This window comes from Frigoribacterium sp. MEB024 (assembly GCF_000878135.1).
Classification (GTDB): Bacteria; Actinomycetota; Actinomycetes; order Actinomycetales; family Microbacteriaceae; genus Frigoribacterium.
In genome coordinates this window covers 1-23,752 of the sequence record NZ_JXQZ01000001.1, presented here as the reverse complement: position 1 = coordinate 23,752, position 23,752 = coordinate 1, and the positions used below count along the sequence as shown (strand labels likewise).

Genomic DNA, 23,752 nt, shown 5'->3' with positions numbered 1-23,752 from the left:
GCAGGTCGTGCGCAGAAGACTGACCGTCGGCATCGCCGTCTCGGTGCTGGCCCTCGTCGGGCTGACCGGCTGCTTCCCGAGCCTCGACGACCTGACGCCCGTCGGCGCAGGCGGGTCGGCGCCGACCTCGGGCCCGGGTGCCACCGGCGCGCCGCAGCCCCAGGTGACCGGCGCCCCCGGCACCGGAGGCGGCTCGGGGTCGCAACCCGACGCCCTCGCCCCCGGCGGCACGCTGCTCGGCCAGGTCAACTACAAGGACCTCACGATCTACGTCTACGGCGTCGGCGAGCTGACGACCTCGGCACCCTCGATCTACGCCCGCCCCGACGGCACCGACCCCTACCCGGCGGGCACCGACGTCCAGGTCACGGCATACGTCCTGACGAACAACTCGCAGCGTCGGCTCGACCTGACCGACCTGAGCGCCGACTACTCGTCGTACGGCAACGACCTCGCCACGCAGGACGTCTTCGCCGGGCAGGACCTTTTGACCGAGATGGGCTACGAGACCTCGCTCGAGTCGAAGTTCCCGGCCGACAGCGCGAACTGGTACCTGCTGCCCGGCGAGTCCACGGTCTTCGCCAACGCCTGGTTCCACCGGGCGAGCGACGGACCGCTGACCCTGCAGTTCCTGTGGCCGGCCGAGCGGATCTTCCTGGGCGCGAACATCCAGTTCTGACGGACGTCCGGTCAGGCCGGGCTGGGGGCGTCCACCGCTCCCCCGAACCGTCGGGTGCGCGAGGCGTACGTCTCGACGGCCTGCCACAGGTCGGTGCGGGTGAAGTCGGGCCACAGTCGGTCGAGGAACACCATCTCGGCGTAGGCGGACTGCCAGAGCATGAAGTTGCTCGTGCGCTGCTCGCCCGAGCTGCGCACGAACAGGTCGACGTCGGGCAGTTCGGGCGCGTAGAGCCGCTTTTGGATCAGCTTCTCGCCGACGGCCGAGGGCTTGAGCCGCCCGGCAGCGACGTCGTCGGCGATGGAGCGCACCGCGTCGGCGATCTCGGTCCGCCCGCCGTAGTTGACGCACATCGTCAGCGTCAGGACGTCGTTGCCCTTGGTCAGCTCTTCGGCGAACTGCAGTTCTTTGATCACCGACCCCCACAGCCGCGGTTTCCGCCCGGCCCAGCGGACCCTCACTCCCCAGGCGTTCAGCTGGTCGCGTCGACGGTGCAGGACGTCGCGGTTGAACCCCATCAGGAAGCGCACCTCGTCGGGTGAGCGCTTCCAGTTCTCGGTCGAGAACGCGTAGACGCTGAGGTGCTTCACGCCGATCTGGATCGCCCCGGCGACCACGTCGAGCAGCGACATCTCGCCGGCCTTGTGCCCTTCGACGCGGGTGAGCCCCCGCCCGTTCGCCCAGCGGCCGTTGCCGTCCATGACGATCGCGACGTGCTCGGGCACGGCGCCCCGCGGCATCGCCGGCGGGTGGACGCCGGTCCAGTCGAGGGGGCGGAAGTCGGCGGCGTCGCGGTGGGTCTTCTTCACTGTCTCTCCCTTCCGGGCACCCGGTCGACGTGCTGCAGCGATCGCAGTCCCCGTTCGAGGTGCCACTGCGTGTAGGCGGCGACGACGCCGCTCGCCTGGTTGCGGGTCGCGTCGGGCGCGTCTTCGGCGTGGTCCCAGTCCCCCGTGAGCAGCGCGCCCAACAGGGCCAGCGCCTCCTGCGTCAACCGCGGAGCGCCCGGAGGCGCGTGCGAGTCGGTCACCACGCCACCGAGCTGGACGACGAAGGCCGAGTGCGGCCCGGGGGCACCGGTCACGGCACAGTCGCCGAAGCTCGGCGACCAGCCCGCGATGCTGAGCGCACGCAGGAGGTACGAGTCGAGCGTGAGCTGGGGGGCGTGCTCGTGCCGCGCAAGCGAACGGAGGGCCCCGACGAGCAGGAGGTACTGCTGCAGACCCGCCTCGGCCTCGGTCAGTTTGTCGGCCGTCTCGACCATGACGCTGCCGGCCGTGTAGCTCTCGTAGTCGGCCGCGATCACGGCGCCGTACGAGCCGAGCGACTCGGCCTGCTGCACGATGTCGAGCGAGCGGCCTTCGTACAGCTGGAGGTCGGCGACCATCATCGGCTCGAGGCGCGCGCCGAACTTCGAGGCCGTCCGCCGGACGCCCTTGGCCACGGCCCGGATCTTGCCGTGGTTGCGGCTGAGCATCGTGAGGATGCGGTCGGCCTCACCCAGCTTGTGGGTGCGCAACACGACGCATTCATCACGGTAGACGGGCACCGACCAAGCATCGCACGCGTGGTACAAACGTCAGGTGCACGCCACAGCCTTCGCCGTACCCCTGTGGGTGGACCTCCTCGCCGTCGGCATCGGCAGCCTGCAGGGGGCGATGTTCGCGTCCGAGTACAAGGACCGTCGTCTCGACCTGCTCGGCATCGCCATCATCGGCATCGCCACCGGTCTCGGCGGCGGCGTGCTGCGCGACGTCCTGCTCGGCGAGGTGCCACGGGCCATGACGAGCAACTGGTACCTGCTCGTCGCCGTCGCGGCCGCGATCGTCGGCATGGCGCTGCAGCGGGTGTTCACCCGGCTGGCCGGAGTCATCACCGTGCTCGACGCCCTGACGATCGGACTGCTCGGTGCGATCGGGTCGACCAAGGCACTCTCGCTCGGACTGCCGGAGATCCCTGCCGTGTTCGTCGGGGTCATCGCCGCCGTCGGCGGTTCGGTGCTGCGCGACCTGCTGATGAACCTCACCATCGCGATGATGCACGTCGGTTCGCTCTACGCCGTCGCGGCGGCCGGAGGGACCATCGTGCTGGTCGTGGCGGTGTCGCTCGGCGCACCCGTGGCCGTGTCCGCCATCGCGGGCACGTCGATCACGCTGGTCATCCGGATGCTGGCCGTGCGGTTCGGCTGGACCCTGCCCGAGCAGCGCGCCCTCAGCCGGCTCCCCCGCTGGCGCCGGCCCCGCTGACCCCGGCCGCCGGCGCTCGGCTCTCTGTACCGGCACGCCGCCGGCCGCGCCGCCGCACCCGCGCGCGACACCAGGCAGGAGTTGCCCGCTCTCGTCGGCAACTCCTGCACCCTGCGCCAGCGGACCCCGACACGCCGCAGAACCGCACCCGCGCGCGACCCCAGCCCGGAGTTGCCCGCCCCCGTCGGCAACTCCTGCACCCTGCGCCAGCGGACCCCGACACGCCGCAGAACCGCACCCGCGCGCGACACCAGCCAGGAGTTGCCGACACCTGCGGCCACACGACACGTCCGGCCGCACGACACCTCCGGCCACACGACGACGCCCCCGGCGCCGAGGGCACCGGGGGCGGGTCGGGACGGAGCGGGCCGCCTAGACCGAGGCGAGCTCGAGCACGTCGGTCGTCGAGCGGATGGCGCGGTTGACGGCCGAGACGATGGCCTTGAGCGAGGCCGTCGAGATGTCGGCGTCGATGCCGACGCCCCAGAGCCGGGTGCCGTCGACGTCGAGCTCGACGTAGGCAGCGGCCTGAGCGTCGCCCGATGCGCTGAGGGTGTGCTCGACGTAGTCGTACAGCTTGACCTGGACGCCCTGCTCGGCGAGGACGGCGATGAACGCCGCGATGGGCCCCGTGCCACGGGCCGACGTCGACTCGACCGTCTCGCCGACCCGCAGGTCGACGTCGAGCACGGTCTCGCCCGACATGTCGCTCGCGGTGCTCGTGCGGGTCAGCTCGAAGCGGCCCCACTTGTCGTCGGCCTCGTCGGCGGGCAGGTACTCGTCCTGGAAGATCGACCAGATGTGGGCGCTCGTCATCTCGCCGCCCTCTTCGTCGGTGCGTGACTGGACGACGCCGCTGAACTCGATCTGCAGCTTGCGGGGCAGGTCGATGGCGTGGTCGGCCTTGAGCAGGTAGGCCACGCCGCCCTTGCCCGACTGCGAGTTGACGCGGATGACCGCCTCGTAGCTGCGTCCCAGGTCTTTGGGGTCGACCGGCAGGTACGGCACGGCCCATTCCAGCTCGTCGACGTCGACCCCGCGGGACGCCGCGGTGGCGGCCATGGCCTCGAAGCCCTTCTTGATGGCGTCCTGGTGCGAGCCGGAGAACGCCGTGTAGACGAGGTCGCCGGCCCACGGGCTGCGTTCGTGCACGGGCAGCTGGTTGCAGTGCTCGGCGGTGCGCTTGACCATGTCGAGGTCGCTGAAGTCGATCTGCGGGTCGATGCCCTGGGTGAACAGGTTGATGCCCAGCGCGACGAGGTCGACGTTGCCGGTCCGCTCGCCGTTGCCGAAGAGGCAGCCCTCGATGCGGTCGGCCCCGGCCAGGTAACCCAGCTCGGCGGCGGCGATGCCGGTGCCCCGATCGTTGTGCGGGTGCAGCGACAGGATGACGCTGTCGCGACGGGCCAGGTGGCGGTGCATCCACTCGATCGAGTCGGCGTAGACGTTGGGGGTCGCCATCTCGACGGTCGCCGGCAGGTTGACGATCACGGGACGCGCGGGCGTCGCGTCGAAGGCCTCGATCACCTGGTTGCAGATGTCGAGCGCGAAGTCGAGCTCGGTGCCGGTGTAGCTCTCGGGCGAGTACTCGTAGAAGACGGCCGTCTCGGGGATGGTCTTCTCGGCCTCGAGGCACAGCCGGACGCCCTCGAGCGCGATGTCGACGATGCCCTGACGGTCGGTGCGGAACACGACGTCGCGCTGCAGCACGCTCGTCGAGTTGTACAGGTGGACGATGGCCTGCTTGGCGCCGGCGATCGACTCGTAGGTGCGGGCGATCAGGTGCTCGCGCGCCTGGGTCAGCACCTGGATCGTCACGTCGTCGGGGATGGCGCCCTCGTCGATGAGGCTGCGCACGAAGTCGAAGTCGGTCTGCGAGGCGCTCGGGAAACCGACCTCGATCTCTTTGTAGCCCATGCCGACCAGCAGGTCGAACATGATGCGCTTGCGCTCGGGGCTCATCGGGTCGATCAGGGCCTGGTTGCCGTCGCGGAGGTCGACGGCGCACCAGCGCGGCGCCTCGGTGATGCGCTTCGAGGGCCAGGTGCGGTCGGGCAGGTCGACGGCGATCTGCTCGTGGAAGGGCCGGTACTTGTGGATCGGCATGGCCGACGGCTGCTGTGCGTTCTTCATGTCCTGTGGTCTCTCTCGCCCTCGAGGGGCTGCTCTTCGCGGGGGTGTCGGCCGACGACGAACTCCGCGACGAGGGGGGCCTGGGTCAGGACTCGCCGCGGCAGCTAAGAAGGAGCAGGCCGGTGAACACGTGACGAGGCTAGCACCGACCGAGGAGGCGCGGGTCGTCGCGGACGGGCACCGCGCCTCCTCGGCTCCCCCGCGCGATCAGACCACCGTGCGGACGAGCCGCACGACGGCACCGACCGAGAGGTCGGGCAGGTAGGCGCGACCGAGGGCCGTGCCGATGGCCGGCAGCTGCACGGGATCGGGGAAGGCCATGACGAGGGGCACGAACTCGGGCTGGAACTTCTTCTTGAAGGTCAGCAGGGTCCGGAAGCCGTAGGCCGGTTCGAGCACCCGTCCGAGGAAGGTGAGCACACGTTCGGTCTGTGACGCCGGGCCGTCGGAGGACGCGCTCGTCGCGAGCGGTGCCGCCGACAGGCTGAGGAACTCGACCCCCTGCTCTTTCATGGCCAGTGCCGACGAGGCGATGACGAACTCCATCACGCCGTTCATGCTGTCGGGTCGGCGTCGCATGAAGTCGAGCGTCCAGCCGACGACCTCTCCGTCGCGCCAGGAGGGCAACCAGCTCGTCACGGCCTGGACCGAGTCGTCCTCGTCCAGTGCGAGCATCAGCGCCACGTCGGGGTCACGCAACTCGTCCACGCCGCCGAGTGTGAAGCCCATCTCGGGCAGGTTCTTCTCGGCGACCCACTGCTCGCTGATCTCGCCGATCTGGCGGGCGACCGCGGGCCGGAGCTCCGCGTAGCGGGTCCACTCGGCCCGGACCCCGTTCTTGGTCGCGCGGTTGATGCTCGACCGGACGTCCTGCCACTTCTTGCCGGTCATGGCGAAGGTGGCCGGGTGGAGCACGGTCTCTTCGCCGACGGGCAGCGTCGACCAGCCCATGTCGGCGAAGAGGGGCGAGAGTTCGCCCCTCACGCTGTAGAAGACCGGGGTGAGCCCCTGGTCGTCGCACCAGCGCGCGAACTCACGCGTGACCTCGGGGAGCCGGTCGGCCGGGCACAAGGGCTCACCCGTGGTGACCGCGATCCCCGCGACGACGCGATAGGCGACGGCCGCGCGAGCGTCGGCCGTGAACCAGTACCGGTTGCCCTCCCACAAGGCCATGTGCGACAACGTGCCCGGCGTACCCCGGTGGACGATCTCGCGCACCTGGGCACGCGCCGCGTCGGGACGGACGTCCCCCGGCCGTGTCGCACCCACCACGAGCCCGACCAGCACGACGAGCCACCAGAGCGGCCCCACCCACTCGAACGCGGCCCGGACGACGCCGCCGTCGGGCACCGGCCCGATGCGGGTGAGCCCGACGAAACCGACCGGCACGAAGCGTTCGGGCACGTCGAGCAGCAGCGTCCACGGTTCGATCGTCGGCACGAAGGAGGCGCGCCCCAGCCACGCGAGGACGGCGAACGTCACCGCCAGCACGACACCCGACAGCACGACGACGAGGGCGAACCGCGGCCGTCGCGTCCCCTCGGCCCCGATGCCGAAGTGACGACGGAGGAGGAACAGTCCGACGGCGACCGCGGCCGGCACGGCGACCGCCAGCACGGCGAGCACGCCCCTCTCGACCACGTGGCGGGGCTGGTCGACGACCGGATCGGTCGTGACGGGGAGCACCACGTAGTAGAGACCGGCGAAGACGGCGAGCAGCCCGTTGACCGCGACGGCCACGTCGAGGGCCAGGCGACGACCACGCCGCAGGTACCAGGCGCACACGAGCAGCACCGCCAGCGGGAGGAGGCTGAGCAGGACCGTCGGCACGGTGTCGATGCCCGCGAGGGCCGCGGCCCGCGCGCAGGCCCCGATCGGGGGCGCGTGCCGGTCGGGTGCGCCCTGTCCCGCCGCCGCGCAGGCGGCCGAGAGCGACCGCCCCGGCAGGACGTCACGGAACAGCATGCCGAGGGGCGAGAGCGCCCCGATGGGGCTGCGGGTGAGCAGGGTCAGGACGGGACCGAGGGCCGTCACGGCGACTATGGTCGAGGCGAGGCGTCGCACCTCGTGGTGCGAGCTGCGCAGCCATCCGCGCTCGGCGGGACGGCCGGCCAGGACCACCCCGAACGCGAGCCCGACCAGGGCGCCGAGGAGCGCGTAGAGACCCGAGGGATGCCCGTCGTACAGCACGAAGGCGAACACGAACGAGAAGCCGACCAGCCGGATGCGGCGTCGCCAGAGCGGTCCGGAGAACGCGCTGGCGGTCATGATCGTGCCGAGGGCCGGCGTGAGCGGGTGGAGGGTGGACTCGGCGGCCACCTCGACGGCCCAGGTCTCGCCGAGCGCCTGCCCCAGGGCCTGGACCGCGACGCCGACGCCGGTCGCCACGACGGCCGTCACGAGGTAGGCCGCGACCGTGCGGCGCGGGCCCATGCGGCGCTCGGCGGCGCCCACGAGCACGAGGACGCCGACCACGGCCAGGACGAGTTGGGCGGGACCGCCGGCGAAGAACACCGACCCGAAGACGAGCAGCCATGAGGTGCGGTCCTCGAAGGGGTCGAGCCCCGCGCCGACGAGTTCCCGCAGCCGCTCGCTCGGAGCGTGCGTGAGGCTGCCCGAGGCGAGAGCCAGCACGACGAGCAGCAGCGCGAGCGCGAGACTCACGGGACGGACGCGGGCGAACGCCACCACACGGGTGCCGATGCCCTCTGCGACCTGTCGCACCCGCCCCGGCTCGTGGGGCACGGGCTCGTGGGGATCGGGCGGTGTCGGTGCGTCCGGGCCGGCCTCGGTCACGTCGGCGCTCACGGGGTCTGCACCGCCGCGCTCAGGCCGAGGCGCGGGTAGAACTGCCCGATGCCGTGGGCGAAGCCGTTGGTCGCGGTCGTCCAGTCGTGTCCGCTGCCCGGTGAGACGTAGCGCGTCACCGCCATGCCCGCCTTCGCCGCCGCCGCCGAGTTCACCGTCATGATCTGACCGTACGGGCCGTCGGTCGCACCGACGGCGAAGAACGCCGCGGTGTCCGCGTAGGGCCCGTGCTTCGCCATGATCGCTTGCGGTTGGGCCGCCTCGTAGGCCGCTCGGTTCCCGGCGAAGCCCTGGTCGATCGTGGTCTTCTCGTCGCCGATCGACGGGCCGAGTTCACCCGACACGTCGATGAAGGTCGAGAACAGGTCGGGTCGCGACGCGGCGAACTGGATCGAGCAGGTACCGCCCTGCGAGAACCCGCCGACCGCCCACGCCCTCGGGCCGGAGGCCACGTGGAAGTGGCTCGTCATGTAGTCGACCACGTCGGTGGTGATGTAGGTGGCGCTGTTGCCCAGGACGCCGTCGACGCACATCGGGTTGTGCGCGTCGGCACTCAACTGGTCGGGGACGACGACGATCGGTGCGAGACCATGGTTCTTCGCCGCGAAGGCGTCGAGCGTCTCGACGAGGTGGCCGGCCGTGACCACCGAGCTCGGTTCGGCCGGTTGCCCCGACATCATGATCATCACGGGGAGGGCGGGGGCGTTCGCCACGAGGGCCGCCGGAGGCAGGTAGACGACGGCGTCGCGTGCCGGGAAGTGCGAGACCGTGCCGGGGATGGACACGCTGCCGTACCGGCCCGTGGCGGGCAGGTCGGACGGGGCCTTCCAGGTCGACCAGAGGGTCGGGTCGAACTCCGTCGACGCGGAGGCCGCGGACGGAGGCGCGGTGGCGGTCGCCGGAAGAGCCGGCACCTCGTCCAGGCCGAGCGCCTGCGACAGGTTCTGGTACACGCTGCCGTCCCGGTTCAGCGCCAGTCCGCCGGCCAGGGCGAACACCAGGACCGCCACGACGGCCACGACCTTGCGCCACCACCGGGTGCGGATGAGGTTGACGACGACCACCCCGAGGCCGGCGACCACCGCGGCGACCCAGAAACGGTCCACCCAGGTGGGCGACAGTCCCAGCACGTCGCGCACGTCGCCGAGCCACCAGGTGACGACGGCGCCCAGGCCGGCCCCGGCGAGGACCGCGAGGGCGATCCACCGCCACCACGTCCGTCGGGTCCGCGGACGGACGAGGAGCGCGATCGCGATCAGGACGGCGACCACGTCCACCACCAGCAGCGACGTCGACGACAACAACGGGACCGACAGCAACCAGTTCATTCGAGAGCTTCTTTCGGCGGAGGATCGGGGTGATGACCACCCAGGTGACACTCTGCCGCCACGGAGCGAGCCGACACGAGCCACGCCGCTCGGTCACAGCATCCTCATCAGTTGCGGTCAGTCTCTGCACGGTGCCGGTGCCGGCGCCGGTGCCGGCGCCGGTACGCGTGAAGGCCCTGGCACGGCGCCCGACCGGCGTCCTGTCGACGTCGGCCAGGGACTCGCCCCGCGCTCGGACTTACTCGGCGAGCCCGTGTTCGTACGCGTAGACCACGAGCTGCACCCGGTCACGCAGGGACAGCTTCGACAGCACACGGCTGATGTGGGTCTTGACGGTCGCCTCGCTGAGGAACTCCCGCGACGCGATCTCGGAGTTGCTGAGGCCCCGCGCCGCGAGGTCGAAGATGTCCCGCTCCCGGGTGGTGAGGGTGCCGAACGACTCGGGCACGGCCCGGGCGCGTGAGGCACGCCCGTCGAAGTGCTCGAAGAGCTCTCGCGTGGCGGACGCCGCGATCACGGCGTTGCCCGCGTGCACGGTGCGGATCGCGGCGAGCAGGAACTCGGGGTCGGCGTCCTTGAGGACGAAACCGCTCGCGCCTCCGCGGATGGCGCGGGTGGCGGCCTCGTCGAGGTCGAACGTCGTCAGCACGATGATGCGCGGCGGACGGCGCGAGGCGGCCTCGGCCTGCGCCAGGACGGCGGTGGTGGCGGCGATGCCGTCCATGACGGGCATGCGGATGTCCATGAGGACGACGTCGGGGGTGGCGCGCGCGACCATCGCCACGCCCTCGTCGCCGTTGCTGGCCTCGCCCACGAACTTCAGGTCGGGTTGCGAGCCGACCAGCATCTTGATGCCCGCACGGAACAGTGCCTGGTCGTCGACCAGCGCGACGCGGATGGGTGCCGTCGAGCGGCCGGGCATGTCGATCATCGGATGCGTACCTCTTGGGTCAGTGCCAGGGTCGGCACGATGGCGTGGACGACGAAGCGTCCGTCGGCGTTCTGGGTGGTGAGCGAGCCGCCCGCCAGGGTGGCACGCTCTCGCATGCCGTCGAGCCCGTGGCCGCCCCGCCGCTCGTCGCCGGTCGTGTCGACCGGACGTGTCGGCGGTCGCACGACGTTCGAGACCACCAGGTGCAGGGCCTCGTAGCGCCAGTCGAAGTGCAGGCCGACGGGCTGGTCGACGGCACCGTGCCGGAGGACGTTGGTCAGGCTCTCCTGCACGATGCGGAACACGGCGAGCTGCCGGTTGGTCCCGAGCACCTGGGGTTCGCCCGTCACGCGCAGGTCGACCGTGAGGCCCGAGCCGCGCATCTGGTCGAGCAGCCGGTCGAGATCGCCGAGGGCGGGCTGCGGCGCCTCTCCCTGGCTGTGCCGCAGTTGACCGAGGAGCACGCGGACGTCGCCGAGGGCCTCCCGAGCCGTCGTGGCGATGGTGGTGAGCGCCCCGTCCACCGAGGTCGGGTCGACCCGGGCGGCGTAACGGGCCCCGTCGGCCTGGGCGATCACGACGGCCAGCGAGTGGGCGACGACGTCGTGCATGTCCCGGGCGATCCGGTTGCGTTCTTGCTCGACGGCGATGTCCCGCTCGGCTCGGGCGGCCTCGCGCTCGGCCCGGGCGGCGTCGTTCTCGGCACGGGCGGTCTCGCGCTCGGCGACGAGCCGCGCCTCACGGCTGAGCCGCTCGGACCATCTCGCCCGGGCCAGCAGCCCGCCGGCCCAGGGCAGACCGAGCAGGGCGAGGAATCCGAGGAGGCTGATCCCCAGCTGCAGGAGGATGCGGACGACGTCGGTCACCGCGTAGATGTCGTAGTCGACGCCGAACAGGCTCTGCTGCACGAACGAGAGGTAGAACGTGCCCAGGAGGGCGCCCACGCCCACGGAGACCAGGCCCGACCACTTGACCCGGTCGGTGCCGTACGCGGCCGTGGAGTACAGCACCGCGCAGATCGCGAGGTTCGTGACACCGGGCGTGCTGCCCGTGACCATCTGGGACGCGGCGACCAGCCAGGCAAGAGTGAGGGCGAGCCCGGGCGACAGCCGCCTCAGGGCGAAGGTGACCGTCATGCCCAGCACGACGAACGGGGTCGTCACGACGCCGTCCGACAAGACCAGGCCGACCACGCCGAGCAGGAACGCCGCCGACAGGTCGACGGCGACCTGGTAGGGAGCGAGGCGTCGGAAGATCACCCGACCACCGTACGACCTGCGGTGGCCCGTCCGGGCCGGCCGCCGTGCGTGAACGACCTCGGGACCATCACGATCATCCGCAGGGACGAGGGCCAACCGCCCGCCCGGGACGCGCCGAGCGACCGGGAGAGGGTGTCAGAACCCCAGCCGACCGAGCTGCTTCGGGTCGCGCTGCCAGTCTTTCGCGACCTTCACGCGGATCGACAGGAAGACCTGCTTGCCGATGAGCGGCTCGATCTGCGCCCGAGCACGCTCACCCACCTCGCGCAGGCGTTGACCCCCCTTGCCGATGACGATGGCCTTCTGGCTGTCGCGCTCGACGAAGAGGTTCGCGTAGATCTCGAGGAGGTCCTTGTCGTCACGTTCGACCATGTCGTCGATCGTCACGGCGAGCGAGTGCGGCAGCTCGTCCTGCACGCCCTCGAGGGCGGCCTCACGCACGTACTCGGCCACCCGGTCGGTCAGGCCCTCTTCGGTCACCGCGTCGGACGGGTAGAGCGGCTGCGACACCGGCATGAGTTTGATGAGTTCGGCGGTGAGGACGTCGAGCTGCACGTCACTGACGGCGGACAACGGGATGATGGCCTCCCAGTCGCGCAGCCGGCTGACCGCCAGCAACTGCTCGGCGACCGCCGGCCGCGACGTCGCGTCGGTCTTGGTGACGATCGCGACCTTCTTGGCCCTCGGGTACTGGTCGAGCTGCTCGTTGATGAACCGGTCGCCCGGGCCCAGCTTCTCGTCAGCCGGCACGCAGAACCCGATGACGTCGACGTCGCCGAGCGTGGTCTGGACGATGTCGTTGAGCCGCTCGCCGAGCAGCGTGCGCGGACGGTGCATGCCCGGGGTGTCGACCAGGACGAGCTGGCCGGTCGCCTGGTGCACGATGCCGCGGATCGCTCGTCGAGTCGTCTGCGGCTTCGACGAGGTGATGGCCACCTTCTGCCCCACGAGGGCGTTGGTCAGCGTCGACTTGCCGACGTTGGGCCGCCCGACGAACGAGACGAACCCCGCGCGGTAGGTCGACCCCCGAGGAGGCGCGGCCGAGGGGGTGAGGTCGTCTCCGGTGGTCGACATGGGGGCCTTTCGTGAACGTGCGGGAACGGGTGGGAGGTGGAGGGTCGCGACGACCGGACGCTCAGTCGTCGCGAGCGGCGTCGGCGAACGCGGCCTGGGCGTCCGCGAGGTCGGGATCGCGCTCGACGAGCACGGTCTGCAGGTCGTGCCGACGCCCTTCGGTTCGGTCGGCCGTGAGGACGAGGCCCGACACGCGGACGACCGAGCCCTGCTCGGGCAGGCGTCCCAGGACCTTGGTGAGCAGCCCTCCCACCGAGTCCACGTCGTCGTCGTCGAGTTCGAGGCCGAAGAGATCGCCGAGCTCGTCGACGGGGAGACGGGCACTCACCCGGAACACCCCCGCGGAGACCTCGCGTTGCGGAGCGACCTCGCGGTCGTACTCGTCGCTGATGTCGCCGACGAGTTCTTCGATGAGGTCCTCGAGCGTGACCAGGCCGGCGATGCCGCCGTACTCGTCCACGACCATCGCGAGATGGTTCTTGTCGAGCTGCATCTGCCGGAGGGCGTCGTCGGCCTTCTTGGACTCGGGCACGAAGACCGCCGGACGGGCGAGGGTCGTGACGGGAGCCGAGTCGTCGCCGCTGTGCTCGTGCAATCGTCGGGCGAGGTCGCGCAGGTAGACGATGCCGACGACGTCGTCGGAATCGCGGCCGACGACGGGCACGCGGGACACGCCTCGGCCGAGGAAGAGGCTCATCGCCGATCCGACGGAGGCGGTGGCGTCGAGGGTGACCATGTCGGTGCGGGGCACCATGACCTCGCGGACCACGGTGTCGCTGAACTCGAAGATCGAGTGGATGAGCTCGCGGTCGTCCTCTTCGAGGACGTCGAGCTCGGTCGCCTCGTCGACCATGCTGAGCAACTGCTCTTCGGACGAGAACGACGCGCTGCGCGGACGACCGGGGGTCACCCGGTTGCCGACGGCCACCAGGGCGTCGGCCAGGGGCCCGAGGACGACCCGGACGAACCGCACCAGCCCCGAGGTGAGCCGCACGAGACCACGAGCGTGGGCGCGACCGACGCTGCGCGGGCTGGAGCCGACGAGGACGAACGACACGACCGTCATGATGAGCGCCGAGAGCAGGAGGGCCAACCACCAGGGCTCGACCGAGAACGCGAACGACAGCGACACGAGGACGGCCGCCGACGTCTCGGCCAGGATGCGCACGAAGTTGACGGCGTTGACGTGCGCCCCGACGTCGGCGGCGATGGCGGTCAACGCCGTCGCGTGGCGCGGATCGTCGTCGGCCTCGTCGAGGAGGTCCTGGCGGCTGAGCACGCCGAGGGCCGAGTCGGCCGCGGCCAACAGGCCACCGAAGACCACCAGGAAGACCGCCACGACGACGAAGACCGTGACCATCACGGCGTCACCGACTCGTGTCGGCCGCGGCGAAGGCCGCGAGGATCTCGCGCTGCAGACCGAACATCTCGCGCTCGTCGTCGGGCTCCGCGTGGTCGAACCCGAGGAGGTGCAGGACGCCGTGACAGGTGAGCAGCAGCATCTCGTCGAGGGGGCTGTGCCCCGCCGTGGCGGCCTGTGCGACGGCCACCTGCGGACACACGACGATGTCGCCGAGCAGGCCGGCCGGCGTCGGCTCGTCCTCGGTGCCCGGACGCAGCTCGTCCATCGGGAAGCTCAGCACGTCGGTCGGGCCGGGTTCGTCCATCCACTGGACGTGGAGTTGCTCCATCGCGGCCTCGTCGACGAACACGATCGCGAGCTCGGCCTCGGGATGCACGTGCATCTGGTCGAGCGCGAAGGTGGCCAGGCGCTGGATCGTGGCCTCGTCGACCTCGACGGCGGATTCGTTGGCGACCTCGATGCTCACCGGGTTCCCTTCTTCGGCAGGCGGTCGCGGGCGTCGGCCCGGCGCTCGGAGCGGTTGCCCGCTTCGACCTGGTCGTTCGCCGCTTCGTGACGGCGGTGCTGCTGGGCCTGACGTTCGGCGTCGTAGGTCGTGTACGCGTCGACGATGCGGCCCACGAGCGTGTGCCGCACCACGTCGTCGCTGGTGAGGCGGGCGAAATGGATGTCGTCGATGCCGTCGAGCACCGTCGTGACGAGCTGGAGCCCGCTGGCCCCCGTGGGCAGGTCGACCTGGGTGACGTCGCCCGTGACGACCATGCGCGAGCCGAAGCCGAGCCGGGTGAGGAACATCTTCATCTGCTCGGGCGTCGTGTTCTGCGCCTCGTCGAGGACGACGAACGCGTCGTTGAGCGTCCGACCGCGCATGTAGGCCAGAGGGGCCACCTCGACGGTGCCGGCCGCGAGCAGCTTGGGCACGATCTCGGGGTCCATCATCTCGTTGAGCGCGTCGTAGAGCGGTCGGAGGTACGGGTCGATCTTGTCGGTGAGGGTGCCGGGCAGGAAGCCCAACCGCTCGCCGGCCTCGACCGCGGGGCGCGTCAGGATGATCCGCTGGACCTCGCGGCGCTGCAGTGCCTGGACGGCCTTGGCCATGGCCAGGTAGGTCTTGCCCGTACCGGCCGGGCCGATGCCGAACGTGATGGTGTGCTGGTCGATCGCGTCGACGTACTCTTTCTGACCCGGTGTCTTCGCCCGCACGCCCTTGCCGCGGCTGGTGACGATGGGCTGCCCGAAGACCTCGGACGGGCTGCCCTGCCCCGAGTCGAGCAGACGGGCCGACGTCGCGACCTCGGCCGGGCCGAGGTCGTGGCCGCCGCGGACCATCGAGACGAGCTCGTCGACGAGCCCCTCGGCCCGGCCGACCGCGGACGAGGGCCCCTCGAGGGTGACCTCGTTGCCGCGCACGAGCACGCGGACCTCGGGGTACTGCTTCTCGACCGCACGCAGCAGGCGGTCTTGCGGGCCCAGCAGCTGGACCATGGCGACGCCGTCGACGGTGACGTCGACGCGCCGGACGTCGTCGCCCGTCGTCGGTGTCGAGGGGCCGGTGGCGTTCGTGTCGCTAGTGGGCAAGGGTGCCTTCCTCCAGGGGTCCGCCGAGCACATGGGCGTGCACGTGGAACACGGTCTGCCCGGCGGATGCGCCGGTGTTGAAGATCAAACGGAACTCGGACCCGGAGTGTTCCCCGAACGCCGCCGGGTCGGCCGCGAGCCGGGAGGCGGTCGCCACAAGCTCGGCGAGCAGCGCGGGGTCGCCCTCGGCGAGTTCGACGACGTCGCGGTACGCCTGGGTCTTGGGCACCACGAGCAGGTGGACGGGTGCCCGGGGCGCGATGTCGCGGAACGCGATGACCGTGTCGCTCTCGAACACGATGTCGGCGGGGATCTCGCGCGCGACGACGCGGCTGAAGACGGTGGGCTCGTCGGAGGTCTCGGACATGCTGCCCATCGTAGCGACGACCACCGACACGACCCCCGGGGGCGTGGCGGTCACCAGCGGCCGAGACGCACGCTCAGCACGGACAGGGCGGCCGGACCGGCCGTGGAGGTACGCAGGACGGCGTCCCCGAGGCGCACGGCGCGGGCACCGGCCTCGGCTAGCTGCTGCAGCTCGGCGGGCGACACCCCGCCCTCGGGACCGACGACCACGACGACGCGGTCGGGCACCGCGCCTCCTGCGGTGAGGTCGACCGCCGTGAGCGCCTGCTCGGCCGACGGCTCGAGCACGAGGACGAGATCGCGGGAGGCGCGCTCGGCCAGCTGCCGCGTCGTCGCGAGCCCGGACACCTCGGGCGCCCACGGACGGATCGACTGCTTGGTCGCCTCGCGCACGATCGACGACCAGCGGGTGAGCCCCTTGGCGACCTTGGGACCCTCCCAACGGGAGATGCTGCGGGCCGCGGCCCACGGGACGATCTCGTCGACGCCGAGCTCGGTCGCGGCCTGTACCGCGAGCTCGTCGCGGTCGCCCTTGGCGAGGGCCTGGGCGAGGACCAGCCGCGTCGTCGGCGCCTCGTGCCGCACCACCCGCGTCGCGAGCAGCACCAGCCGCTCGGGCGCCGCCTCGCTCACCTCGCCCTGGACCACCAAGCCCCGACCGTTGCCGAGGGTGAGCGCTTCGCCCACCCGGACACGGCTGACCGTCACCGCGTGCCGCGCCTCGGAACCGGTCAGCTCGACGGTCGAACCGACCTCGGCGGCGACCAGGTCGTCGACCAGGTAGAAGTGCGCCACGATCAGAAGTTGAGGAAGCGGTCGCGCAACTTGCCGAAGAGGCCCTGCTGGAAGTGCGACAGCTCGGGAGCCGCAGAGCGCCGACCCGAGGCGAACTTCTCCATCAACTCGCGCTCTTTGTGGCTGAGCTTGGTCGGGGTGACCACCTGGACGCCGATCTTGAGATCGCCGCGACCCGTTCCGCGCAGTCGGGTGATGCCGCGGTCCTTCACGGTGAGGATGTCGGCACTCTGGGTGCCGGGCCTGATCTCGACCTCGATCTCGCCGTCGAGCCCGGTGAGCGTCGTCGTCGTGCCGAGGATGGCGTCGGTCATCTGCACCTCGAGCGTCGCCAGCAGGTCGTCGCCGTTGCGGCTGTAGGTGTCGTGGTGCCGCACCTTGACCTCGAGGTAGAGGTCGCCGTTCGGGCCGCCGGCCTGGCCGACCTCGCCCTGACCGGGCAACTGGAGCCTGAGCCCGGTGTCGACGCCCGCGGGGATGTCGATGGGGATCGAACGCCGGGCCCGGACGCGCCCCTGGCCCTGGCACGTCGGGCAGGGGTTGGGGATGACGGTGCCGTACCCACGGCAGGTTCCGCACGGGCTCGACGTCATGACGTTGCCGAGCAGCGAGCGCACGGTGCGCTGGATCTGCCCGGAGCCACCGCAGATGTCGCAGGTCTGGGGCGAGGTGCCGGGTGCACAGCACGAGCCGCTGCACGTGTCGCAGAGGACGGCCGTGTCGACCTCGATGTCGCGCTGCGTGCCGAAGACGATGTCCTCGAGGTCGACCTCGAGGCGCAGGAGCGCGTCCTGCCCGCGTTCGCGCCGGGACCGCGGCCCCTGACGTTGGCCCTGACCACCACCGCCGAAGAACGCGTCGAAGATGTCGCCGAAGCCGGCGGCCCCGCCACCGCCACCGCCGCCGAAGCCGGGCTGCGGACCCAGGTCGTAGCGTTCGCGTTGCTGCGGGTCGCTGAGCACGTCGTAGGCGTGCGTGACGTCCTTGAACCGTTCGGACGCGTCGGGGCTGGGATTGACGTCGGGGTGCAGCTCGCGAGCGAGCTTGCGGTACGCCTTCTTGATCTCTTCCGGGGTCGCCTGACGGTCGACTCCGAGGACGTCGTAATGATCTGCCACTGGTTCTCGTCTGCCTCTGGTGTGGTGTGGTGGTCTTCCCGGCGGGGCCGGGCCCGGCGGACCGGGACGGGATGGGGTCGTGGGACGGCCGGGGCCGTCGGCGTCGGCTACCGCTCGGCGAGCAGCGACGACAGGTAACGGGCGACGGCACGCACCGCCGCCATGTTGGTCGAGTAGTCCATGCGCATGGGCCCGAGGACGCCGAGCCTCGCGATCTCGCTGCCCTGCGTCGAGTACCCGCTGGCCAGCACCGACGCCTGCGACAACCCGAACGAGGCGTTCTCCCGTCCGATGCTCGCGGCCACGTCGACGGCGTCGAGCTGCATCTCGCCGAACAACCGCAGCAGGGCGACCTGTTCTTCGATCGCCTCGAGCACCGGGAAGAGGTCACCGCTGAAGTCGTCGCCCGTGCGCACCAGGTTCGCCGCACCGGCCATGACGAGGCGGTCCTGGCGTCCGGCGGCGATCTGCTCGGTGAGGCTCGCGACGACGACGCCGACGACCGCCGCGAGATCGGGGCGGAAGCGCGTCGGCAGGTCGGTGAGGGCCGTGGAGGCCTCACCGAGGGGCCGTCCGCCGACCGCGGCGTTGATGGCGGCCCGCAGTTCGGACAGGAAGGACTCGTCGACGGCCGTGCGGATGTCGACGACCCGCTGCTCGACCTGGCCGCTGTCGGTGATGAGCACCGTCATGACGCGGCCGTCGCCCAGGCTGACCAGTTCGACGTGACGCACGCGGGCCCGGGAGAAGGTGGGGTACTGCACCAGCGCCACCTGGTTCGTGAGCTGCGACAGCAGACGGACCGTCCGCCCGAGCACCTCGTCGAGGTCGGTGGAGTCGCCGAGGAAGGTCTCGATGGCCTGACGCTGGGCGGCGCTGAGGGGTCTCAGGTCGGCGAGCTGGTTGACGAAGAGCCGATAGCCCTTGTCGGTCGGCACCCGACCCGACGAGGTGTGCGGGGCCGCGATGAGCTCTTCTTCTTCGAGCAGCGCCATGTCGTTGCGGATCGTCGCCGCCGAGACGCCGAACTGGTGTCGCTCGACGATGGACTTGGAGCCCACGGGCTCACGGGACGCGACGTAGTCGTGCACGATGACGCGCAGGACTTCGAGACCGCGTTCGGAGACCATGACGCACCTCTCCTCGCTCGACGCCCCGGGTCGTCCGCCCGCCGGGCGACCGGTCCTGGCACTCGTCGTGCCGGACTGCCAATCGTACGACACCTCCGTCGCGAGGCCTACTCGCGCCGCGCCCGGCTGCCCTAGGGTGGCGGGGACATCCGCAGGACACTCACGAACAGGTGCAGCCATGACCGAGAACCCTCCCGCCCAGCCGAACGGCCCGCAGAACGGGCGACCCGGCCAGAACGGGCAGCCCGGCCAGCCCTACGGCCACGGCCAGCAGCCCGGTCAGGGCCAGCAGCCCGGCGCCGGCTACGGCCAGCAGCCCGGCTACCAGCCGCAGCCCGTCCAGCCGATGCGCCCCGAGGACGAGAAGCTGTGGTCGACGCTCATCCACCTCGGCGGCATCATCTTCGCGTTCGTCCCGGCTCTCGTCGGCTACCTCGTGTTGAAGGACCGTGGCCCGTTCATCCGGGAACACACCAAGACCGCGCTGAACTTCCAGATCACGATGGCCATCGTCTACGTGATCTCGGCGATCCTGTCGATCATCGTCATCGGAGGCGTGCTCGCACTCGTCGCCGGCATCCTCGTCATCATCTTCTCGATCATCGCCGCCGTCGCGGCCAACAAGGGCCAGTGGTACAAGTACCCGCTGACCATCGAGTTCATCAAGTAGGCGGTCGACCGGCCCGGACGGGCACGACGCGAGGCGCGACTCCCCCGGGAGCCGCGCCTCCTGCGTTCCGGGCCCGTGCCTCCCGGGCCCGTGCCTCCGGGTCCGTCGCCTCGGGGCGCCGACCGAGAACGTGACTCGATCCGGGCACGCCGGGTCAGTCGGGCAGCAGGCGCCGCACGACGGAGTCGGCCATGAGGCGACCCTCACGGGTGAGCACCACGCGACCCTGCAGGGCCGGGCGCCCCTCGACCCAGCCGTCGGCGATGAGGCCGGCGACCGCCTGGCGCCCGTCGTCGTCGAGCTCGGAGGTCGGCAGCCCCTCGCGGATGCGCACCCCGAGCAGGACGCGCTCGACCCGACGGGTCTCGTCGTCGAGGGTCTCGCGCCCCGCGGCCGGTGACTCGCCCGCGGCCATGCGTTGTTGGTAGGCAGCCGGATGCTTGACGTTCCACCACCGGACGCCGCCGACGTGGCTGTGCGCGCCCGGGCCGACGCCCCACCAGTCGTGGCCCTGCCAGTAGGCCAGGTTGTGGCGGGAGCGGTGCTCGACGCCACGCGACCAGTTGCTGACCTCGTACCAGTCGTACCCGGCCGCGGCGAGCCGGTCGTCAGCGATCTCGTACATGTCGGCCGCGGTGTCGTCGTCGGGCATCGGGACCTCGCCGCGCTTGATCTGGCGGGCGAGCTTCGTGCCGTCCTCGACGATCAACGAGTAGGCGGAGAGGTGGTCGGGCTGCTGCTCGAGGGCGACGTCGAGAGAACGCCTCCAGTCGTCGAGGGTCTCGCCGGGCGTGCCGTAGATGAGGTCGAGGCTGACGTCGAGCCCGGCGTCACGCGCCCAGCGCACCACGAACGGGATGCGCTCGGGATCGTGCGTGCGCTCGAGGGTGGCGAGCACGCTCGGCACGGCCGACTGCATGCCGAAGCTGACGCGCGTGAACCCGGCGTCGGCGAGCTGCTGCAGGTACGCGGCGTCGACCGAGTCGGGGTTCGCCTCGGTCGTCACCTCGGCGCCGGGCTCGAGACCCCAGGTGTCGACCATCGCGTGCAGCATCGACGTCAGGTCGCCCGCGGGCAGCATCGTCGGGGTGCCCCCGCCGAAGAACACCGAGGAGGCGCGGCGCGGCGGCAGACCCGCCTCGCGCAGCACACGTCCCCCGAGCTCGATCTCGGCGACGGCCTGCCCGGCGTAGTCGTCCCGGCGTGCGCCCCGCAGTTCGTCGCCGGTGTACGTGTTGAAGTCGCAGTACCCGCAGCGCACGCGGCAGAACGGGACGTGCAGGTAGACCCCGAAGTTGCGGTCGTCCGCGCCGACCGCGACGGTCTCGGGCAGGCGTCCGTCGACGGGGGCGGGATCGCCGAGGGGAAGGGCTCCGGGCACCGTCAGGCGCCGGTTCCCGAGGCGTCGCCGCGCGGACCGGTCGGGGGCCGGTCGTCGCCGCGGGGATCGCCGACCCCGGCCTCGGTGTCCTCCACGACGACGACCTCGTCGGTCTGCTCGCCCTTCTCGTTGAGGCTCAGGGCCCGCAGGTACCGCTTCGTGTACTGCGCCTGCGTGCGTCGCAGGAAAGGTGCCACGAGGCGCCATTTCGCGCTCGACGGCTTGGAGAACGACCTGATGGACAGCCAGACCGAACCGTCGTCGGTCTGGTCGACGATCCAGGATTCCTCGCCGCTCTCGGGGTGGCCGTCGAGGGTTCCGTACGCGAAGCCCTTGCGCTTCGGTTCGTCGATGACGTAGACGACGCGGACCGGCGCCTCGACCGTGCGCCCGTAGGCCTCGATGCTGAGCGTGGCCGTCGTGCCCGCCGTGAGGAGGGGTGTGCCGTCGGGCGAGTACCGCGACTCGTCGCGCGCGGTCGTCCACTCGGCCGCGTCGACCGGTTGCCCGTGCTCGTCGAACTGGACGGGCGTGTACTCGCTCTCGTCGGCCGGCGGCACGCTGTCGACCCGGACGCGGATGCCGCTGCGTTCCTGGATCTGCCAGGTCATCGTGGCGATCCAGGCCGCGGCGAAGCGGGCGTCGCCGTGGCCGACGCGCGCCCGGTACTCGGCCGGCTTGAAGCCCTTCGGCGGGTACTGCATGAGGTCGGGGGCCTGCGTCGCCCCGACCTCGCCGTAGGTCGTGCGGGTCTCGGTGTGGGTGGCTCGACGCATGCGCCCTACTTCTTGTCTTTCTTCTCGACGTCACCGCTGAGGGCGGCGATGAAGGCCTCTTGGGGCACGTCGACCCGACCGATGGTCTTCATGCGCTTCTTGCCCTCTTTCTGCTTCTCGAGCAGCTTGCGCTTGCGCGAGATGTCACCGCCGTAACACTTGGCCAGGACGTCCTTGCGCATGGCGCGGATGCTCTCGCGGGCGATGATCCGGGCACCGATGGCGGCCTGGATGGGCACCTCGAACTGCTGCCTCGGGATGAGCTCGCGCAACCGGCCCGTCATGAGGACCCCGTAGGCGTAGGCCTTGTCGCGGTGCACGATCGCGCTGAACGCGTCGACCTGTTCGCCCTGCAGCAGGATGTCGACCTTGACCAGGTCGGCCTCTTGGTCGCCTATGGGTTCGTAGTCGAGGCTGGCGTAGCCCGCCGTCTTCGACTTGAGGCTGTCGAAGAAGTCGAACACGATCTCGCCGAGGGGCATCGCGTAACGGATCTCGACCCTGTCCTCGCCGAGGTACTCCATGCCGAGCAGGGTGCCGCGGCGCTGCTGGCAGAGCTCCATGATGACGCCGACGTAGTCCTTCGGCGCGAGGATGCCCGCCTTGACCATGGGCTCGCTGACGCTGGTGATCTTGCCGCCCGGGAATTCGCTCGGGTTGGTGACGGTGACGGTCTGCTTGTCTTCGGTCGTGACCTCGTAGATGACGCTCGGCGCCGTCGTGATGAGGTCGAGGCCGAACTCACGCTCGAGGCGCTCGGTGACGATCTCGAGGTGCAGCAGGCCGAGGAACCCGCAGCGGAAGCCGAACCCCAGGGCCACGGAGGTCTCGGGTTCGTACACCAGCGCGGCGTCCGACAGCTTGAGCTTGTCGAGGGCCTCGCGCAGGATGGGGTAGTCGCTGCCGTCGATCGGGTAGAGCCCCGAGAAGACCATGGGCAGCGGCTCGGTGTAGCCGCTGAGGGCCTCGGTCGCGGGCTTGGCCGCCGTCGTGACGGTGTCGCCCACCTTCGAGAGGCGGACGTCCTTCACGCCGGTGATGAGGTAGCCGACCTCGCCGACCGACAGCCCCTGGCTGGGGACGGGCTCGGGCGACGAGACGCCGATCTCGAGGATGTCGTGCGTCGACTTCGTCGACATCATCTGCACCTTCTCGCGCGGGTGCAGGGTGCCGTCGATCATGCGGATGTACGTGACGACGCCGCGGTAGCTGTCGTAGACCGAGTCGAAGATCATCGCGCGGGGCGGTGCGTCCTTGACGCCGACGGGCGAGGGGATGCGGTCGACCACGCGGTCGAGGAGTTCTTCGACGCCCATGCCGGTCTTGCCGCTGACGCGCAGCACGTCGGCGGGGTCGCCGCCGATCAGGCCGGCCAACTCGGCGGCGTACTTGTCGGGGTCGGCCGCCGGCAGGTCGATCTTGTTGAGCACCGGGATGATCTCGAGGTCGTTCTCGAGTGCCAGGTAGAGGTTCGCCAGGGTCTGGGCCTCGATGCCCTGGGCCGCGTCGACCAGCAGGATCGCGCCCTCGCAGGCGGCCAACGAACGGGAGACCTCGTAGCTGAAGTCGACGTGGCCCGGGGTGTCGATCATGTTGAGCGCGAACGTCTCGCCGTTGCGCTCCCACGGCATGCGGACGGCCTGGCTCTTGATCGTGATGCCGCGCTCGCGCTCGATGTCCATGCGGTCGAGGTACTGGGCACGCATCGCGCGCGACTCGACGACGCCGGTGATGCCGAGCATGCGGTCGGCCAGGGTCGACTTGCCGTGGTCGATGTGCGCGATGATGCAGAAGTTGCGGAGGGACTCGGGCTCGGTCGACGCCGGCTCGAGTGCGCGGGTTGCTTGGGGACTCACACGATCCTCTGGGGGTGGTGGGCGGGGGTACCGCACGATTCTCCCACGCCCGGGCGACGGATCGGGCGTCGAGCCGCGAGGGGCCCGCCCGTCGACGACTCCTGCCCGGTGCCACGGACGGCACCGCACCTCATCGATCTCCGGCTCGCGCCACGACGGCAGACAGGAGTTGCCGACGCGGGGGCCGGGACTGGAGGCGGGCACGTGGGGAGATGCGGGACGGGCGGGGCGGGCCGGGCGGGCGGGCCGGGCGGGCCGGCC

The 23,752-nt window shown here is 70.9% G+C and carries 21 protein-coding genes; 3 read left to right on the top strand and 18 right to left on the bottom strand.

Going from position 1 to position 23,752, the window contains the following annotated elements; genetic code table 11:
• Positions 1–7: 7 nt before the first annotated feature.
• A complete protein-coding gene (locus tag SZ60_RS00105) occupies positions 8–679 on the top strand; it encodes a hypothetical protein (protein WP_156155426.1) in 672 nt (223 codons plus the stop codon).
• Between the two features lie 11 nt (positions 680–690).
• Here the strand turns inward: SZ60_RS00105 and SZ60_RS00100 are convergent, their stop codons facing one another.
• Together SZ60_RS00100 and recO are read right to left on the bottom strand one after the other, a co-directional pair.
• Positions 691–1,488, bottom strand: a complete 798-nt coding sequence (locus SZ60_RS00100; protein ID WP_043592573.1) for an isoprenyl transferase — start codon at positions 1,486–1,488, stop codon at positions 691–693.
• The gene (recO, locus tag SZ60_RS00095; RefSeq protein WP_043592571.1) at positions 1,485–2,228 is read right to left on the bottom strand and encodes a DNA repair protein RecO; all 744 of its coding nucleotides are present in this window, start codon (positions 2,226–2,228) and stop codon (positions 1,485–1,487) included. The genes SZ60_RS00100 and recO overlap by 4 nt, the downstream gene beginning before the upstream one ends.
• A gap of 34 nt (positions 2,229–2,262) precedes the next feature.
• Here recO and SZ60_RS00090 point away from each other — a divergent pair, with 34 nt between their 5' ends.
• Positions 2,263–2,925: a trimeric intracellular cation channel family protein gene (locus SZ60_RS00090; protein WP_043592569.1), complete on the top strand. Its 663-nt coding sequence runs from the start codon at positions 2,263–2,265 to the stop codon at positions 2,923–2,925.
• Positions 2,926–3,297: 372 nt separating this feature from the next.
• Here SZ60_RS00090 and leuA read toward each other — a convergent pair whose 3' ends face one another.
• The 13 genes from leuA to hrcA form a co-directional block, all read right to left on the bottom strand.
• On the bottom strand, positions 3,298–5,058 hold the full coding sequence (gene leuA / locus SZ60_RS00085) for a 2-isopropylmalate synthase (protein WP_043592567.1): 1,761 nt from the start codon (positions 5,056–5,058) through the stop codon (positions 3,298–3,300).
• 207 nt (positions 5,059–5,265) lie between these two features.
• The gene (locus SZ60_RS00080; RefSeq protein WP_052505054.1) at positions 5,266–7,866 is read right to left on the bottom strand and encodes a DUF2156 domain-containing protein; all 2,601 of its coding nucleotides are present in this window, start codon (positions 7,864–7,866) and stop codon (positions 5,266–5,268) included.
• Positions 7,863–9,194 (bottom strand): esterase family protein, encoded by a 1,332-nt coding sequence (locus SZ60_RS00075; RefSeq protein WP_043592565.1) that lies wholly within the window; start codon positions 9,192–9,194, stop codon positions 7,863–7,865. The genes SZ60_RS00080 and SZ60_RS00075 overlap by 4 nt, the downstream gene beginning before the upstream one ends.
• Before the next feature lie 238 nt (positions 9,195–9,432).
• A complete protein-coding gene (locus SZ60_RS00070; RefSeq protein ID WP_369700673.1) occupies positions 9,433–10,125 on the bottom strand; it encodes a response regulator in 693 nt (230 codons plus the stop codon).
• Positions 10,122–11,384, bottom strand: coding sequence for a sensor histidine kinase (locus tag SZ60_RS00065; protein ID WP_052505053.1), 1,263 nt, complete (start codon positions 11,382–11,384; stop codon positions 10,122–10,124). Before SZ60_RS00065 ends, SZ60_RS00070 begins: the two co-directional genes overlap by 4 nt.
• Positions 11,385–11,519: 135 nt before the next feature.
• Entirely contained in the window at positions 11,520–12,458 is a 939-nt protein-coding gene (era, locus tag SZ60_RS00060) for a GTPase Era (protein WP_043592564.1), read from the bottom strand.
• Between the two features lie 61 nt (positions 12,459–12,519).
• Positions 12,520–13,818 carry a hemolysin family protein gene (locus SZ60_RS00055; protein ID WP_052505052.1) on the bottom strand — a complete coding sequence of 433 codons (1,299 nt, stop codon included), beginning with the start codon at positions 13,816–13,818 and terminating at the stop codon, positions 12,520–12,522.
• 7 nt (positions 13,819–13,825) lie between these two features.
• Positions 13,826–14,287: an rRNA maturation RNase YbeY gene (gene ybeY / locus SZ60_RS00050; RefSeq protein ID WP_043592560.1), complete on the bottom strand. Its 462-nt coding sequence runs from the start codon at positions 14,285–14,287 to the stop codon at positions 13,826–13,828.
• Positions 14,284–15,399 (bottom strand): PhoH family protein, encoded by a 1,116-nt coding sequence (locus SZ60_RS00045; protein WP_043592558.1) that lies wholly within the window; start codon positions 15,397–15,399, stop codon positions 14,284–14,286. Before SZ60_RS00045 ends, ybeY begins: the two co-directional genes overlap by 4 nt.
• Entirely contained in the window at positions 15,389–15,766 is a 378-nt protein-coding gene (locus SZ60_RS00040) for a histidine triad nucleotide-binding protein (RefSeq protein WP_043592817.1), read from the bottom strand. Before SZ60_RS00040 ends, SZ60_RS00045 begins: the two co-directional genes overlap by 11 nt.
• Before the next feature lie 50 nt (positions 15,767–15,816).
• Positions 15,817–16,560: a 16S rRNA (uracil(1498)-N(3))-methyltransferase gene (locus tag SZ60_RS00035; protein ID WP_043592557.1), complete on the bottom strand. Its 744-nt coding sequence runs from the start codon at positions 16,558–16,560 to the stop codon at positions 15,817–15,819.
• Positions 16,561–16,562: 2 nt separating this feature from the next.
• Complete coding sequence (gene dnaJ / locus SZ60_RS00030; protein WP_043592555.1) at positions 16,563–17,678, bottom strand: molecular chaperone DnaJ; 1,116 nt, start codon at positions 17,676–17,678, stop codon at positions 16,563–16,565.
• A gap of 107 nt (positions 17,679–17,785) precedes the next feature.
• On the bottom strand, positions 17,786–18,808 hold the full coding sequence (hrcA, locus tag SZ60_RS00025; RefSeq protein WP_043592554.1) for a heat-inducible transcriptional repressor HrcA: 1,023 nt from the start codon (positions 18,806–18,808) through the stop codon (positions 17,786–17,788).
• A gap of 178 nt (positions 18,809–18,986) precedes the next feature.
• Between hrcA and SZ60_RS00020 the strand changes: the two genes are divergently transcribed.
• Positions 18,987–19,478 carry a DUF4870 domain-containing protein gene (locus tag SZ60_RS00020; RefSeq protein ID WP_231567002.1) on the top strand — a complete coding sequence of 164 codons (492 nt, stop codon included), beginning with the start codon at positions 18,987–18,989 and terminating at the stop codon, positions 19,476–19,478.
• A gap of 154 nt (positions 19,479–19,632) precedes the next feature.
• On the opposite strand, the gene hemW is transcribed toward SZ60_RS00020, so the two are convergent.
• Genes hemW through lepA form a run of 3 tightly spaced genes read right to left on the bottom strand, consistent with a single transcriptional unit; the run spans position 19,633 to position 23,491 of the window.
• Positions 19,633–20,859 carry a radical SAM family heme chaperone HemW gene (hemW, locus tag SZ60_RS00015; RefSeq protein WP_043592552.1) on the bottom strand — a complete coding sequence of 409 codons (1,227 nt, stop codon included), beginning with the start codon at positions 20,857–20,859 and terminating at the stop codon, positions 19,633–19,635.
• Positions 20,860–20,861: 2 nt separating this feature from the next.
• A complete protein-coding gene (locus tag SZ60_RS00010; protein ID WP_082059736.1) occupies positions 20,862–21,635 on the bottom strand; it encodes a DUF1990 family protein in 774 nt (257 codons plus the stop codon).
• Between the two features lie 5 nt (positions 21,636–21,640).
• Complete coding sequence (gene lepA, locus SZ60_RS00005) at positions 21,641–23,491, bottom strand: translation elongation factor 4 (RefSeq protein WP_043592550.1); 1,851 nt, start codon at positions 23,489–23,491, stop codon at positions 21,641–21,643.
• Between the last annotated feature and the right edge of the window lie 261 nt (positions 23,492–23,752).

Bases quoted from the DNA above. Each gene is read 5' to 3' on its own strand.
- SZ60_RS00040 (WP_043592817.1), bottom strand. From the start codon at position 15,766: ATGTCCGAGACCTCCGACGAGCCCACCGTCTTCAGCCGCGTCGTCGCG.
- SZ60_RS00020 (WP_231567002.1), top strand. From the start codon at position 18,987: ATGACCGAGAACCCTCCCGCCCAGCCGAACGGCCCGCAGAACGGGCGA.
- leuA (WP_043592567.1), bottom strand. From the start codon at position 5,058: ATGAAGAACGCACAGCAGCCGTCGGCCATGCCGATCCACAAGTACCGG.
- SZ60_RS00055 (WP_052505052.1), bottom strand. From the start codon at position 13,818: ATGGTCACGGTCTTCGTCGTCGTGGCGGTCTTCCTGGTGGTCTTCGGT.
- era (WP_043592564.1), bottom strand. From the start codon at position 12,458: ATGTCGACCACCGGAGACGACCTCACCCCCTCGGCCGCGCCTCCTCGG.
- hrcA (WP_043592554.1), bottom strand. From the start codon at position 18,808: ATGGTCTCCGAACGCGGTCTCGAAGTCCTGCGCGTCATCGTGCACGAC.
- SZ60_RS00010 (WP_082059736.1), bottom strand. From the start codon at position 21,635: ATGCGTCGAGCCACCCACACCGAGACCCGCACGACCTACGGCGAGGTC.
- SZ60_RS00075 (WP_043592565.1), bottom strand. From the start codon at position 9,194: ATGAACTGGTTGCTGTCGGTCCCGTTGTTGTCGTCGACGTCGCTGCTG.
- SZ60_RS00070 (WP_369700673.1), bottom strand. From the start codon at position 10,125: ATGATCGACATGCCCGGCCGCTCGACGGCACCCATCCGCGTCGCGCTG.